Source organism: Carnobacteriaceae bacterium zg-84 (assembly GCA_013874835.1).
Lineage (GTDB): Bacteria > Bacillota > Bacilli > Lactobacillales > Aerococcaceae > WM01.
The window spans coordinates 175376-190666 of record CP059430.1; the positions used below are offsets into that span (position 1 = coordinate 175376).

General features: G+C 33.3%; 14 protein-coding genes and 2 pseudogenes. 8 read left to right on the forward strand and 8 right to left on the reverse strand.

Translation table 11 applies throughout. From position 1 onward, the window contains the following. Positions 1-4: 4 nt before the first annotated feature. Together H1220_00865 and H1220_00870 are read left to right on the forward strand one after the other, a co-directional pair. The gene (locus H1220_00865; protein QMI85954.1) at positions 5-706 is read left to right on the forward strand and encodes an ABC transporter ATP-binding protein; all 702 of its coding nucleotides are present in this window, start codon (positions 5-7) and stop codon (positions 704-706) included. A 600-nt stretch (positions 707-1306) separates the two neighbouring features. Continuing rightward, entirely contained in the window at positions 1307-2710 is a 1404-nt protein-coding gene (locus tag H1220_00870) for an IS1182 family transposase (protein ID QMI85955.1), read from the forward strand. 22 nt (positions 2711-2732) lie between these two features. Here H1220_00870 and H1220_00875 read toward each other — a convergent pair whose 3' ends face one another. After that, entirely contained in the window at positions 2733-3725 is a 993-nt protein-coding gene (locus tag H1220_00875; GenBank protein QMI85956.1) for an O-antigen ligase family protein, read from the reverse strand. A gap of 318 nt (positions 3726-4043) precedes the next feature. Next, entirely contained in the window at positions 4044-4856 is an 813-nt protein-coding gene (locus H1220_00880) for an HAD family phosphatase (GenBank protein ID QMI85957.1), read from the reverse strand. Between the two features lie 210 nt (positions 4857-5066). On the opposite strand from H1220_00880, the gene H1220_00885 reads away from it, so the two are divergent. The 4 genes from H1220_00885 to msrB all read left to right on the forward strand — a co-directional run bounded on the left by H1220_00885 (position 5067) and on the right by msrB (position 8947). Further along, positions 5067-6266 carry a peptidoglycan DD-metalloendopeptidase family protein gene (locus H1220_00885; protein QMI85958.1) on the forward strand — a complete coding sequence of 400 codons (1200 nt, stop codon included), beginning with the start codon at positions 5067-5069 and terminating at the stop codon, positions 6264-6266. A 137-nt stretch (positions 6267-6403) separates the two neighbouring features. Further along, the gene (locus tag H1220_00890; protein ID QMI85959.1) at positions 6404-7315 is read left to right on the forward strand and encodes a YihY/virulence factor BrkB family protein; all 912 of its coding nucleotides are present in this window, start codon (positions 6404-6406) and stop codon (positions 7313-7315) included. 3 nt (positions 7316-7318) lie between these two features. Further along, positions 7319-8488, forward strand: coding sequence for a rod shape-determining protein RodA (locus tag H1220_00895; protein QMI85960.1), 1170 nt, complete (start codon positions 7319-7321; stop codon positions 8486-8488). 18 nt (positions 8489-8506) lie between these two features. Then, positions 8507-8947 carry a peptide-methionine (R)-S-oxide reductase MsrB gene (gene msrB / locus H1220_00900; GenBank protein ID QMI85961.1) on the forward strand — a complete coding sequence of 147 codons (441 nt, stop codon included), beginning with the start codon at positions 8507-8509 and terminating at the stop codon, positions 8945-8947. A 137-nt stretch (positions 8948-9084) separates the two neighbouring features. Here msrB and H1220_00905 read toward each other — a convergent pair. The 6 genes and pseudogenes from H1220_00905 to H1220_00930 all read right to left on the reverse strand — a co-directional run bounded on the left by H1220_00905 (position 9085) and on the right by H1220_00930 (position 12801). Continuing rightward, a pseudogene (locus H1220_00905) lies at positions 9085-9579 on the reverse strand (transposase). Next, positions 9563-9970 carry a transposase gene (locus H1220_00910; protein ID QMI85962.1) on the reverse strand — a complete coding sequence of 136 codons (408 nt, stop codon included), beginning with the start codon at positions 9968-9970 and terminating at the stop codon, positions 9563-9565. The pseudogene H1220_00905 and the gene H1220_00910 overlap by 17 nt, the downstream one beginning before the upstream one ends. Continuing rightward, positions 9941-10060 (reverse strand): annotated as a pseudogene (locus H1220_00915) (hypothetical protein). Before H1220_00915 ends, H1220_00910 begins: the two are co-directional and overlap by 30 nt. A gap of 44 nt (positions 10061-10104) precedes the next feature. Beyond that, complete coding sequence (locus H1220_00920) at positions 10105-10482, reverse strand: transposase family protein (GenBank protein ID QMI85963.1); 378 nt, start codon at positions 10480-10482, stop codon at positions 10105-10107. Positions 10483-10614: 132 nt separating this feature from the next. Further along, entirely contained in the window at positions 10615-11919 is a 1305-nt protein-coding gene (locus H1220_00925; GenBank protein ID QMI85964.1) for an ISL3 family transposase, read from the reverse strand. A gap of 162 nt (positions 11920-12081) precedes the next feature. Then, complete coding sequence (locus H1220_00930) at positions 12082-12801, reverse strand: GntR family transcriptional regulator (GenBank protein ID QMI85965.1); 720 nt, start codon at positions 12799-12801, stop codon at positions 12082-12084. A 112-nt stretch (positions 12802-12913) separates the two neighbouring features. Here H1220_00930 and H1220_00935 point away from each other — a divergent pair, with 112 nt between their 5' ends. Further along, positions 12914-14680, forward strand: coding sequence for a beta-galactosidase (locus tag H1220_00935; GenBank protein ID QMI85966.1), 1767 nt, complete (start codon positions 12914-12916; stop codon positions 14678-14680). A 102-nt stretch (positions 14681-14782) separates the two neighbouring features. After that, complete coding sequence (locus H1220_00940) at positions 14783-15262, forward strand: PTS system mannose/fructose/N-acetylgalactosamine-transporter subunit IIB (GenBank protein ID QMI85967.1); 480 nt, start codon at positions 14783-14785, stop codon at positions 15260-15262. The last annotated feature ends 29 nt before the right edge of the window (positions 15263-15291 follow it).

Below are 15291 nucleotides of genomic sequence, written 5' to 3' on the forward strand. Positions count from 1 at the left end.
AACGATGACAATTCAATTAAATCATATCCATAAAATTTTTCAAGAAAACAAAAAGAATGAATGTGTGGCTTTAGAGGATGTCACATTATCTATCAATAAAGGTGAGCTTGTGGCAATTGTTGGTAAATCTGGCTCTGGAAAATCAACATTATTGCACATTATTGGAGGGTTGGCAGAACAATCATCGGGAACGTATGTGCTGCATAATGAAGTGGTTACGAAAAAGGCACAACAAAATATACGATTGAATACCGTTGGTTTTGTGATGCAAGATTTTGCACTCATCGAGCAGGAAACGGTAAAAAGTAATGTGGCATTACCTCTTTTGTTGGATAAAACAACATCTATTTCAGATATTAAAAAACGTGTTGATGAAACATTGCATTTAGTTGGTATTGCTGATTTAAAACAGAAAAAAGTTAATCAATTATCGGGAGGGCAAAAGCAACGTGTTGCTATTGCGCGTGCCATTGTCAAACAAGCTGAAATCATTTTGGCAGATGAACCTACTGGTTCATTGGATACCAAAACAGGTCAAGAAATTCTTGATATTTTAAAATCGTTACATGAAGAAGGGCGTACTGTCATTATTGTGACGCATGATGAGCATATTGCACAACAGTGTGAACGTATTGTAACCTTGAATGACGGAGAAGTTGTTTCTGATGTTATTCAATCGTTGTCATATTTTGAACAATCAAAATGAGGCTAAACATAAAACCGGCAAAAATGATGTTTTATTGTAAGAGATTAATTTAAAAGTAAAAATAGGGAAGCCTGTCGTTTATATCAACGGATAGTGGTTGATGAAATACTTTCTGAAATAGTAAAAAGGTTTGACATCATTTCATTGAACATATTGATTTCAAGCCTTTTTGAGTAGCGTTACATCTTTGATTTAATAGAGTAATAGGCGTTATCTTTTATGAGTTAATCAGTAACATTAAAAAGGTAGTGTCCTAATAGTTCAAACGGTTAGTCTTGAGTTATGTGGATGTCATTTAATATGTTTAATCAAAGATGTATACGATATTACTATAAACATTATGTAAAGAAGAAAAACAAAACACATCTCTTATGATGAAGGAGATGTGTTTTGTTTTTCTTTTCAGACTGTTGACAAATTAAAATGTCGACAGTCTTTTTTCGTATCAGACGTTAAGTTGTCCGGCTTACCACGATGTACACGATACATCGCTCGCTCTCTACTACGTGCGAGAACGAAGCCATTCGTACCACAACGTCTGATACGATAATAACGCTTAAAAGTGGTATAATAGAGATAAGAAAAAGGAGGGAAAAATCGATGTTTTATAAAGAAACTCACCCAAATGATGAAATCATATTAAACACATTGTCCGAATTAGTACCAAAAGACCATTTACTACGTAAAATTGATAAATCAATTGATTTCAACTTTATTTATGAAATTACTTCTCCTTATTATAGTCATACGAATGGTCGCAATAGTTTAGACCCTGTTGTTTTATTTAAATTGGTCTTTTTAAAAGATATTTATGGCATTAAATCCATGCGAGAAACCATTAAACGTGTCGAAACGGATGTAGCGTTTAGATGGTTTTTAAACCTCCCTTTCTCTAAACCTACCCCACATTATTCTACTTTCTCTCAAAATTATATTCGCCGTTTTCAAGGGACGTCTGTGTTTGAAGATATATTTAATACTATTGTACACCAAGCTATCTCACATCATTTAATTAGTGGGACAGCTTTATTCACAGATTCCACACACATTAAAGCAAACGCCAATAAAAATAAATTTAGAAACGCTGTTATTGAAGTGGTTCAAGAACGTAAACGAGATTTAGAAAACGAAATCAACGCCGAACGAGAAGCTATTGGAAAAAAGCCTTTTAGCTACACAGATAAAATCATCTCTAAAAACATAAAAGAAAGTACGACTGATAAAGAAAGCGGCTATTACCATCGGGATAATAAAGAAAAAGGATTTATGTACTTAGACCATCGTAGTGTCGATGGTAAACACAATTTTATTGTAGACTGCTTTATTACACCGGGGAACGTGCATGATAGTGTACCGTATGTGTCACGATTAACACATATAATAGAAACATTTCATTTTAATGTGAATTGTGTCGCGTTAGATAGCGGATATTATAAAAAAGACATTTTAAAATTTTTAGAAGAGCAAAAGATATTTTCTGTGATTGGGTATAGACGTTTTCATCGCAATCCTGACCATAAGTTTTTTCGATATGATTCATCTAGAGATTGTTTTACGGATACACGTACGGGAGAAATTTACACCTACAGAAACATTGATAGACAAGGATATAAGCAGTATCGTATAAGCGATAACAGTAATAAACGGATACTACGTCGAGCGATAGATGCTGATGTATACGATAGATGTCGTGAACGTCGATTATCTACGTTTGGGAAAGCACTATATAAACGACGGAAAGAAACGATTGAGCGTAGCTTTGCAGACTCTAAACAAAATCATGGGTATCGGTTTGCACAATATAGAGGAGTAGCCAAGATGCAGCAGTACACTTGGTTATCTTGTGCTGCCCAAAACATGAAAAAAATGGCAATCCTACTCACGAGAGATAGCCATTTTTTACAATATAGTTCTTTATTTATCATTTTTAAATGCAAAATCCAACGTATTTTTCAAAACTGGAGAAATACGTTGGATTTTTTATCGCTATTGTCAACAGTCTGAGAAGAAAAACAAAACACATCTCTTATGATGAAGGAGATGTGTTTTGTTTTTCTTTTAATAAATTTGTTGTACTTAGACAAACGGTCATGAAAATAAATAGCGTTTGTACCCAAAAAATCGTGACGTCTAACAATCCGCTAACTAAAACGAGGGTAATAAAACTCATACATAGAGCACGTAGAGATTTTAATAATCCAGTGTTTTTTATTCGATGTAACTGGATAAGTAATTTTGTGAATAAGGCAATCAGCAAACTTGCACCAAGAAAGCCATAGTTTAATAGTGTATCTAAAATCATATTGTGTGCATGTTGTGTTGGATAACTTGCATATTTTTCATAAATCGTCATATACGTTAAAGGACCTTGACCGAATGGTTTATGACAAAATTCTTCTATAGAGGCTTGCCAAATACTTGTGCGAATATCAATGTGTTCGTCAATTAAATTTAATTCAAAGCGAGGAACATTGCTGTAAAAAATAATAACAGAAATGATGCTCAATATAAATGCAACGATAATAAAACGTCTAAATATTTTTGATTCAACTAAAAATCCAAAGGTTATCAATGAAATAAGCAAGGAAGGTAAAATGGTTCGTGTCAATGTAAAGAGTAGACCACAACCGTTTAAAAAGGCAATAAAAGCGTACCAGCCTTGTTTTTTTAGACATTTTGCATGATACATTTTATATCCAGCGATTAAAATGAAAAATCCACATGCCAAGGCATAATAATTTGGATTAAAGAAAAATGAATCTGCTCGTCCGTCATTCCATGTAATGAAATGTTTGCTCATTGCATGATAATCAATTGGTGGTAAGATATGATACGCTTCTAACCAAGCATATATTGCATGAACAATGCTAAAATGAAGCATTATATCTAATATTTTTTGGAATGTTTTTTTGTCAATAAGTGTTGTGTAATATGTAAAGTAAATATAGAAAACAACAAGACTTATTGTTACAAAAAAACCAATTAAATTTTGTGCTAGTGCAGATACGGTACTAGACAAAAGAAAAAATAGCCAAATGAGTTTATGTATATAAGAATGTTTGATTAAGTTTATAAAAGACTTTTTATATAGTAAATAACAAGTAGCTAAGAGTATACCTATACAGGCAATAGGGAACGGAAGCATCATTGTCATCGTTGTGAAAATGAAGATCCAGTTCAACTCAAAACGTTGAAAAACTGCCTTTATATTTGAAAACAAGAGAACGCCTCCTTTAGTCATGTACACTGACATGATATAGCGTCTATATTATATCTGAAATAACGGTAAAAACATATAGATTTTTTTTGTTTGTTAAAAAAGAATGAGGCGAACGATTTATATATTAAAAAAAGATTTTAAATAGTGAGCGACACCATCTTCTTCATTTGTATATGTTGTTTCGTATTTAGTGATTGCTTTAATGGAAGGGATGGCATTTTTCATGGCAATACCATACTCAGCAAAAGATAGCATTTCTGAATCGTTATCTTCATCACCAAAAGCAATAAGACGCTCTTTAGGAACGTTTAAAATAGTCAATAAATAATTTAAACCAGCTGCTTTATGAACACCTTCAGGTGTAATATCTAAACAGGGGAAAGCACCACCCCATGTACGAATATCTAATGATGTGTTTAAATGCTCTTTTAAGTAGCTTTTGATAATAGGTTGTTCTTCTAATGATGAAAACCACCCAAAAGAAATAGGCTCTTCCGGTAAAACCTCTGGTTGAGAAAGCAGTTGAAAACCGTTGACAGGTTCTGGGAAATACTCGCTTTTTGGTAAATCTAGTGTCGACACATAAACATTATGACGTGTTTCAGTTCCAATAAATCCAAGATTTAACTCTTTTTGTAAGGCGATAATTTTCCTTGCTGTGTCAAGTGAAATAGAGTGTTGATGATAATGTTCCCACTCTTTGTCTAGAGGATGATGTACCAATGCGCCGTTATTGTTTATCATTGGTGTTTTTAGCGATAGAGAGTGATAGATATCCTCGCTAATACGAAATGAACGCCCCGTTGTGATGACGATGTGGTGTCCTTGGTCTTGTAGTGTCTTTAAGACATCTTTTGTGAAATCTGATGTTGTATGATCAGACTTTAATAGTGTTCCGTCTAAATCAAGTGCAATCACATAAGGTTCCATAAAATTCCTCCAATCAATAGAATGTTGTTATTATACCATAATTAAATTTTTTTTGTAAAAGTGGTATGTAACAAAATGATGACAAACTTTACACTTTTGTAAATAGGTACGTTTTTACTAGGAGATTTTAAAAGGATGTGTTAGTCTATTGTCTACTAATGAAAAGTTAGTTAAATAAAAAGTGAGTAAAAAGACAGGAGAGTGAAACGAATGCATAAGCATTATAAATTATGTGCTATTTTTTGTATGAGTGCTTTGTTATGCCAAGTAGTTATACCGGTTGCTTTTGCAGACGAATACGATACAAAAATCTCTCAACAAAAAGAAAAAATAAAAGAAATTGATGCAACAACATTAGAAAAATCTTCTGAGTTAAAACAAACGATGCAAGAAATCGAAATGCTTGAAAATACGATACATGATGTAGAAAAGAAGATAGAAGATAATCAAAAAGAATTTCAAAGATTGCAAGAAGAAAGTGCCTTATTAGAGGAGTTGATTATCAAACGTGATGAACGTATTAAAGAGCAAGCAAGACATATACAAGTCGATGATACGACAGACGATTTCTTCCAGTCTATCTTAGCGTCGGAAAATATTGTAGAGGCACTTTCAAAAGTGTTAGCATTGACAGAATTGACGCGTGCATCAAATGATATATTAGAACAGCAACGAATAGATAAAGATAAGTTGAATGAAAAGAGAGAGAAACTGGAACAAATCACATTGGAAGATGCACAACGTGTGAAAGAGTTGGATGTTTTAAAATCAAATTTACTCATTAAAACAACAGAAATCGAAGTAGCTTTGTCACAATTAGCTAGCGATAAGCAAGATTTAGAAACGGATATTGAAAAAACGAAAGAAAAACAAGAGCAGGCAAAGCGTGAGTATGAAGAACTAAAACGTCGAGAACAAGACAGACAAGAGGCGCTAAAAAAAGAACAAGAACGGATACAACAAATTGCTTTGGCAAAATCGACAGTTATTAATACAGGACAAACAGGATTTGTTTATCCAATTAGTCAGCCAACTGTGACAAGTCCATTTGGCGTGGCTAGACAATTGACTCTATTAAATGGACAGAAATATACAGATGTGCATAATGGCATAGATTATGTGAATGGTAATTCACAAGCTTTAATTACCGCTTCAGCCGGAGGAGTTGTCGTATTTGCAGGTAAAGATAGTTATGGTGGTATTGGTGTCATTATTAAACATGAGAACGGAATGTACACACATTATTGGCATTTAAGCACGTTACAAGTATCTGTTGGACAATCAGTATCCCAAGGACAAGCATTAGGTGTTATTGGTGCAACAGGATTAGCAACAGGTATCCATTTACATTTTGGTATGTCTACACAAATGTACTCGGGATATGTCAACCCAGCATTATATGTACATTAAAAAGTTTGGCATCAATCTGTGAAAAGATTGATGCCAAACTTTTTGTTATGTAAGCGAAACAAAAAGAATTTCGCACTGTTTTATTGGAGTATAGTTTGCTATAATAAAATGAAGATAAAAAAGTAAGGAGTTATGACATGTTAAAAAAATTAAGAGTGTTTAAACAGGCTGTATCTTTTAATATGAAACGTGTCGATATTGGCTCTCAAGCAGCACAATTAACTTTTTATATTTTGCTATCATTAGTGCCAATCATTCTTGTGATTGGGAATATTATTCCTCTTTTACCGATTAGTTATGACAGTGTGAAAGAGTATTTAGACACATTTTTACCAGAAAGTATTCGAGAATTAGTGGACACAATGTTACAACATTATTTACATTCTTATAGTGGTAGCTCTTTATTTTTAGGGATTATCGTTGCCTTGTGGTCAAGTTCGCAGGCGTTTAATGTCATTCAAAAAGTACTGAATGATATTTACCACACAAAAGAACGAAAAAATTTTTTAGTGTCAAGACTATTTGCCTTTTTTATGTCGTTAATGTTTGTGATCATTATTATGCTAGTCGGTTTAATGTTTGCTTATGGAGGCACTATTTTAAGGCTATTGCAACAATTTACGATTATTCGTGGAGGTATGGACGTTATTTTTGATAACTTCAAATGGATTGTTGCATTTAGCATTATTTTTATTTTGTTGTGGGTTATGTATTACGCTGTACCAAATGTCAAATGGAAAATGCGATATGCCTTACCCGGAGCTGTTTTTTCAACGACAAGTATTTTGTTGGCATCGCAACTATATTCGATTTACATTGGCAATGCGACAAACAACGCTTTAACAGACGGTACAATTGGTGTTTTTATCGTATTGATGCTATGGTTATACGTCGTATCTATGGTTATTTTGTTTGGAGCATGGTTAAATGTTTTGTATCATGACTATAAATATATGCCTTTTCTGAAAAAAGCACAGTACGAACAAAAGCATATCAAAGAAGTATATTATTCTAAAGATTTTGAAAATGTGGATGAAGGAGTTTTGTAAAGAATGCGTCAAAAAGTAAAAGAGATAACACGCATCGACTATGGCATTATTTTAACCGTGTTTATCTTATTTGTCATAAGTGTATTAACATTATATGCCACAACCGTTTTAATCAATGAAGGAAGTTTACAATCAACAGTGATGCATATTGTGTGGTATATTCTTGGCAGTGTCGTGATTGCCATTATTATGCAATTTGATGCAAAACAAATATGGAAATTAGTACCTTTTATTTATGTCGGTGCGATTATCTTACTGGTTGCTGTGCTTTTTTTCTATGACAAAACAACAGCAGCAACTTTTGGAGCAAGAAGCTGGTTTAGATTTGGGACATTTAGTTTTCAACCTGCAGAAATTTCAAAAATAGCGTTGATTTTAATGCTTGCTCGAGTTGTGACAAACCATAATGTCACGTATCGAGAACGTACATTAAGAACAGATGGGCAACTATTACTGAAAATCTTTTTGTGGACACTACCGATGTCCGTTCTTGTTATTTTAGAAAATGACTTAGGAACAACACTCGTTATTTTAGCGATTGTATCAGGGATTATTTTGATGTCGGGTATTTCCTCTAAAATTCTATTACCACTATTTTTAGGTGTTTTTTTGTTCGGTGCATTGATTTTATATTTGGCTGTTTATCATCGGCATATTTTGATGTTTTTCGGTTTTAAACCGTACCAATTTACACGTATTGATGCGTGGTTAGATCCTTTTTCTCATGCAGCACAAGGGTCTTATCAAGTTAGAAATGCCATTTTAGCAATAGCAACAGGCGGTGTTTTAGGAAAAGGGATTGGAATATCTCAAGTGCATATTCCCATTCGTGAATCCGATATGATTTTTTCAACTATCGGAGAAAATACAGGATTTTTAGGTGCTGTCTTTTTGATTTTCATTTACTTTACATTGATTTATCAAATGGTAAGAACCTGCTTTGAAACGAAGAATGAATTTTACACGTATATTTCTGTGGGCGTTATTTCCATGATTATGTTCCACGTTTTTGAAAATATCGGAATGAATATTGGTCTTTTACCTTTAACTGGTATTCCATTGCCTTTTATTTCACAAGGTGGTTCTGCGTTATTAGGTAATATGATAGGTGTCGGCTTAATTATGTCAATGCGTTATCATACAAAAAGTTATTATGGTATACACATTATTTAAAAGAAAGAAGGAAAAAATATGACAAAATATAATAAAGAAGAATTAAAACAACGTTTAACGGATATTCAATATGAAGTCACACAAAATTCAGCAACTGAAAGACCATTCAGTGGTGAATATGATGATTTTTATGAAGAAGGTATTTATGTAGACATCGTTAGTGGAGAACCTTTATTCAGCTCAACTGATAAATACGACGCAGGTTGTGGGTGGCCTTCTTTTGCAAGACCAATCGAAGATCATTTTTTAACAGAGCATCTTGATGAAAAACTTGCTAGAGTGAGAACAGAAGTAAGAAGTGCACAAGCAGATTCACATTTAGGACACGTATTTAATGACGGACCAGAAGAATTAGGAGGATTACGCTACTGCATTAATTCAGCGGCACTAAGATTTGTACCTGTTTCAGAATTAGAAGCACAAGGATATGAAAAATATAAAGCATTATTTAATAAATAATATGTAAAGGCTTGAAAACAGTGTTTTTAAGCCTTTTTTTGTCCACTTTTATATACAAAATCGTGTTGGTAGATTATGGCTCTTCGTCAAATTGTGTTGGTGGAGAGAAATAGTGAGTATGTTGGTAGTGAATGGCATTAACCATTCACTACCTTTTTCACATTCTTTTTCTGCCACTGAGAATGGTGTTGTATGATTAAAATACGCAATCTAAAATAAGAAAAACGTCTGTAGCCATAGGCAATCCGTTTGATGACTTTAATATGATTGTTGATAGCTTCTGTGATACCGTTTGAATAAGGTGTGGTAAAAGCTTGATAAATACCATTCTGATAGGTTTTAAAAATATCAAATTTCTTTCTAAACCACTCTGGTAATGACGGGTCAATATGATGAATAACCTCCATAAATGACTCAAAATCTCGCTGTCTATAAGCATATCTCAACTCTTGTACAAACTCATATGCTTGTTTTAAAACAGGACTATAGTCTAATAATCTATCCAGGATTTGTGCGTGTGTCAGATATGTTTTAAAGGATTGGTGATAGTGATAGTCTGTATCATTTACATCAAAGGCATCTTTTAATAATAATTTCCAGTATTTCTTTAAGTGTTTATAAGCCTTTTCTTTTTTTAAAGGTGTTCATTTCTTTTATACGTAGTGTATTTAAATTCCGATGTATATGTTGTATGATATGAAATCTATCTGTGACAATAACGGCATTAGGAAAAACCTTCTGAATAAGTTTGCCATAATTGGCATTCATATCCATAACAAGATAGCGAACGCTATGTCTTGCTTTTTTAGAAAATTGTTTAAAATAAGTGATTAAATGGTCTAATTGGCGACTAGGTAACACATCAATAATACGGTGCGTCAATCCGTCTACACAGATAAAACTCATCTTCCCTAAATGAGATGTCACAGACTTAAATTCGTCGATACATAGTACCTTAGGTAGATAATGAAAAGACGGTTTAACTTGTTTTGTATATTTATCTAAGACACGTTGTACGGTCACATCAGATACAAAGTGGTCTTGGCAGATATGTTTTCTTGAAATATTTTTCGTTAAATCAAGTGCAATAAGTTGTTTTAATTCTTTAGAAATACAACAATGTTTATCGACTAAAGAACACGAAGAAGAACAGGTTTTTAGACACGTTTTACAGCGATAACGGGTTCTTTAAGAAGTAAAACAGTTTTGATTTGTCTAAACTTTGGTAATAATGTTTTCGTTTGATATGTCCCATGTTTGATGAGTGTTTTAGCATGACAATGTGGACAGGTGTGGCAAGGCTTTGTCCAAGTACCTTTAATAAAGTGGTGTGGAATACCATTTATTGTTTTTTCTTCTAACCAATGTTCATCAGCTATGAAAGATTTATCTGTTAATGTCAATAATTTTTTTGTATAATAATCCATGAGAAATACCTCCTTGTTTAATTGTGGTGATTTAATCATACAGGTATTTCTCTTTTTTTGTCCACTTTTATATACAAAATCGTGTTGGTGGATTATTCCCACCAACACGATTTATTATAGAGCCTTTATTTTAAGTCACAAAGTGATGTACGGCTCACCGAAATGTACACGATACATTTTTCTCTTCCCCTACGTTGTGCGGGGAAGGAGCTATTCGTACATCACTTTTGACTTAAACTATTAAGCAACTAGTGAAGTAGATGGTACGGTATATGGTACATATAACTTACAGATTAATAAAATACGATTTCTAAAATGTGAAAAGTTACGATAACCATAGGCATTTCTCTTAAGTACTTTAATTTTATGATTGATTCCTTCAAGTGCACCGTTAGTCAAATGATGGTAGATAAAGGTGTTTTTAATATAGGGTAAATACCCTTTGAAAGTTCTTAATACTCTACGTAAACCAGGAGAAATAGCTTCCTGTTTAGCCCATATGAGTATTTCTTCAAATCGGTCAAAATCTCTATTATGTAAAGCATCTCTTAATTGATGAACGACATCGTATGTGGCTCTTAGTTCGGGGACTTGTTCCAATAAATAATCGACTATCCCTTGTGTATGCGTCATCCAATCAAACAGTGGAAAACGGTGATAAGGATAACTACTTAGTGTATCTGTGTTACTTAAAAACAACTTCCAATAACGTTTCATTTTGTTGTATAAACGGCGATTGTTCTGATGTAAAGCTTTCATTACATGCACTCTGTGTTTTGTTAACTCACGATTTAATGCTTGTACAATATGAAAAGGGTCGATAATGATATGTGCGTTAGGAAATACTTGCTTGGATATCTGAATATAGGGGCGAAACATATCAATCGTAATTGTTTTAACAGCTTTTCTTGTCTGGGTATCGTATCTAGCAAAGTAGTCTAATAGCGTGCTGGATTTACGGTCGTGTACAACGTCAATCAGTTGATGAGTCAGTGCATCACAATAGATAAAACTCATGGCACTATCAGAAGATTTTACTGACTTGAATTCATCAAAGCACAGATGATGAGGTAATTGTGTGTTGTGATTTACTTTTAAAGTAGAGGCGACCTTATCAACAATACGTCTGACCGTATGTACAGATACATTGTGTTGTTTAGCGATGTACGTTTCTGAAATGGTTTCTGTTAAAGTGTCCATTATCTTTTGTTTTAAACGGTTTGTGATAAAACAATGCTTATCCACAATAGGTGTTTCCGCTGTAAATGATGATTGACAGGATTTACAATAAAAACGTTGTTTAGTGAGTGATAAATAGGCGTTTAGTCCTGAAATTTGGCATAAAGACAGTTGCGATTGACGTGTCCCATTTTTTACAATGCCATTGGTTGCGTGACAATTTGGGCAACAATCTGGTGTATAGGTTAATTTACCGTATAAGACCAATGATTTTTTATGTCGAATGTCACACTCTGATATGTTTTCATGATCAAATGTGATGTTTTTATCCTTTAATTGTAGTAAGATTTCTGTTATATTAGACATAGGCAATTTCTCCTTATTATTTGGTGGTACTTTTAATTTAAGAGAAAATTGCCTTTTTGTCTACATAAAATTAGGGTTGCTGGCTTATGCCATCAACCCTAAAAATTATACAGCCGTTTTTTATTGTATTAGCGAATAGAAACTACCGGTAAAATTTTCTAATTATTTATGAGATAGAGAACTGATTTCAAATTTATAGAAATCCCATCGTTTGTAAGATTCAACATATTCTAAAATTTGTTTTGAAAAAACACTTGATTTTGTTCGTCTGATTTGTAATACAGCAGGTTCCATATCTTTTAACTCTAAAATTGTTTGAACATGTTCAGGTAGATTTAACATAATTTCATTCGTTTCTTTAAAGCGTTGACTTTCCATATCAATGTTAAAGTCATCTTTAAAACGAGTGTAAATAGATGTATAATACTCGTTCATATTTTCTATATCTTTACGAATAAATTTACTGTTGACATACGTTTTTTGGTAAATATATGGCGTGTTATTTGCTGTTCTAACACGTTCGATACAAAAATAATGTTCTTTTGCTGATAAATGTAGCATTTTTAAATAAAAAGGATCGTTTCCTTTTGTAATAGATAAAACAGTGACGGTATCTTCATCTGCCGAGAATTTTTCTATATCAGAAAATTCAACATGTTTTCCTTTTCTTGAACGAGATACAAATGTCCCTTTTCCTTGATAACGCACAACATAGCCGTCTTTTACTAATTCGTTTAAAGCACGAATAATTGTAATCGAGCTGACGTGGTACATTTTTGCCAATTCAGCTTCTGTGTAAAATTTATCTCCATTTTTAAAAATACCGGATTTGATTTGGGTTTCTAGATCTATTTTTATTTGTTGGTATTTAGGTATACTCATATTATTCTCCTTTTTATATTATAATATTATGATAATCCATAATGTGCATATTGACAAATAAAAAAATGAGAATTATTATATTAACATAATGTAGTGTGATGGAGGTGGAACTATGACACGGTTTGAAATTAAAGATACATTCCTTTTGGATGGTAAACCGTTTCATATTTTGTCAGGGGCGATTCACTATTTTAGAGTTCACCCTAAAGATTGGTATCACTCTTTGTATAATTTGAAGGCGCTAGGATTTAATACAGTTGAAACGTATGTTCCTTGGAATCTTCATGAACCTAAAAAAAATGAATATCACTTTGACAATGGATTAGATATTGAAAAGTTTTTGACACTTGCACAGGAAATAGGATTATATGCGATTGTTAGACCGTCTCCTTATATTTGTGCTGAATGGGAATTTGGTGGTTTTCCTGCTTGGTTATTAGAGGAGTCGATACGTATCCGTTCTAGTGATGAACGTTATTTACAGTACGTTTCTAATTATTATGATACGTTATTATCTAAATTAGTACCTCACCAACTCGACAATGGTGGGAATATATTGATGTGTCAGATAGAAAACGAATACGGCTCTTACGGTGAAGATAAAGAGTATTTAAGGGGAATAAAGCAACTAATGCGAGAAAAAGGGATAACAGTTCCTTTATTTACTTCTGATGGCGCATGGAGAGCAACGTTGCGAGCAGGGAGTATGATTGAAGACGATATTTTACCAACGGGTAATTTTGGTTCCAAAGCAGATGAAAATTTTGGGAATTTAAAAGCATTTTTTGAAGAATATGGAAAGACATTCCCATTGATGTGTATGGAATTTTGGGATGGTTGGTTTAATCGTTGGAATGAGCCTGTGATTAGACGCGATCCAGAAGAATTAGCACAAGCCGTTTACGATGTCATGAAACAGGCAAGTATTAACTTATATATGTTCCATGGTGGTACAAACTTTGGGTTTATGAATGGATGTTCTGCCCGTGGACGAAAAGATTTGCCGCAAGTAACATCTTATGATTATGATGCCCTATTAGATGAACAAGGTAATCCGACAGCGAAATATATGGCTGTTTCTAAGATGTTAAAAGAAAAATTTCCACATTTGGTACAAAAAGCACCTCTTGTGAAAGGAACAATGGCTATTTGTGATATTCCGTTGGAGAGCAAAGTAAGTTTATTTAACACGCTTCACTCTATTGCGGATCCGATTTACGCAAAATACCCAAAAACAATGGAAGCTTTAGGACAAAATGTTGGGTACACATTATATCGTACAAAACTTGAACAAGATGCACAAGAAGAACGATATAGAGTGATTGATGCCAGCGATAGAATACAATTTTATTTAAATGGGAAACACATTGTTACACAATATCAGTTTGATGTAGGTGAAGATATTTTAACAAACGTACCAGAAAAAGAAAATCAAATAGATATTCTTGTGGAAAATATGGGACGTGTCAATTACGGGCATAAACTACTGGCGGACACACAGCATAAAGGTATCCGTACAGGTGTGACGGCAGACTTACATTTTCTAACAAATTGGGAGCATTATACATTGCCTTTGGATAATGTGACAGATGTCGATTTTTCAAAAGAGTGGGTAGAAAATCAACCTGCATTTTATAAATATAGTGTTGAAATAGAAGATCCACTGGATACTTTTGTTGATATGACAGGATTTGGAAAGGGGGCTGTATTTATTAACGGCTATCATATCGGACGTTTTTGGGAAGTTGGGCCAATCATGAGTTTATATGCACCAAGTGGTGTATGGAAACAAGGAAAAAATGATATTGTGGTGTTTGAAACAGAAGGTGTTTATCAATCGAATATTTGTTTATCACATCAACCAATTATAAAAAATTGATGAAAATTTTGATTTTTTTATTGAAAACGATTGCTGTTTTTGAAAAAAGTGGTAAAATAAGAGTGTGAAAACAATATGTTCATATATTAAGGAGGAGAAAATATGGCTATCGTTGCATGTCGTATTGACGGCCGTTTAATCCACGGTCAAGTAGCAAATTTATGGTCAACAAAACTTAATATTTCACGTATTATGGTTATTGATGATGAAGTTGCTGAAAACGCTATTGAAAAAAGCGGTCTAAAATTAGCAACACCACCTGGTGTTAAATTGAGTGTGCTGCCTATTGAAAAGGCTGCCAATAATATTCTAGAGGGAAAATATGACTCTCAACGTTTATTGATTGTAGCACGCAAACCAGACAGATTCCTACGTTTAGTAGAAGCAGGTGTGACAATTCCAGAATTAAATGTTGGTAATATGTCACAAACACCTGAAACTAAACCAGTAACACGAACAATTCATGTTGTAGATGCTGACATCGAAGCATTTGGAAAATTGAATGAGAAAGGAGTTAAATTAGTCGCACAAATGGTTCCAAGTGATCCGGTGGAAGATTTTATGAAATTATTAAATAAATAAGTAAGTATATTTTTATTAGGAGGAATTAT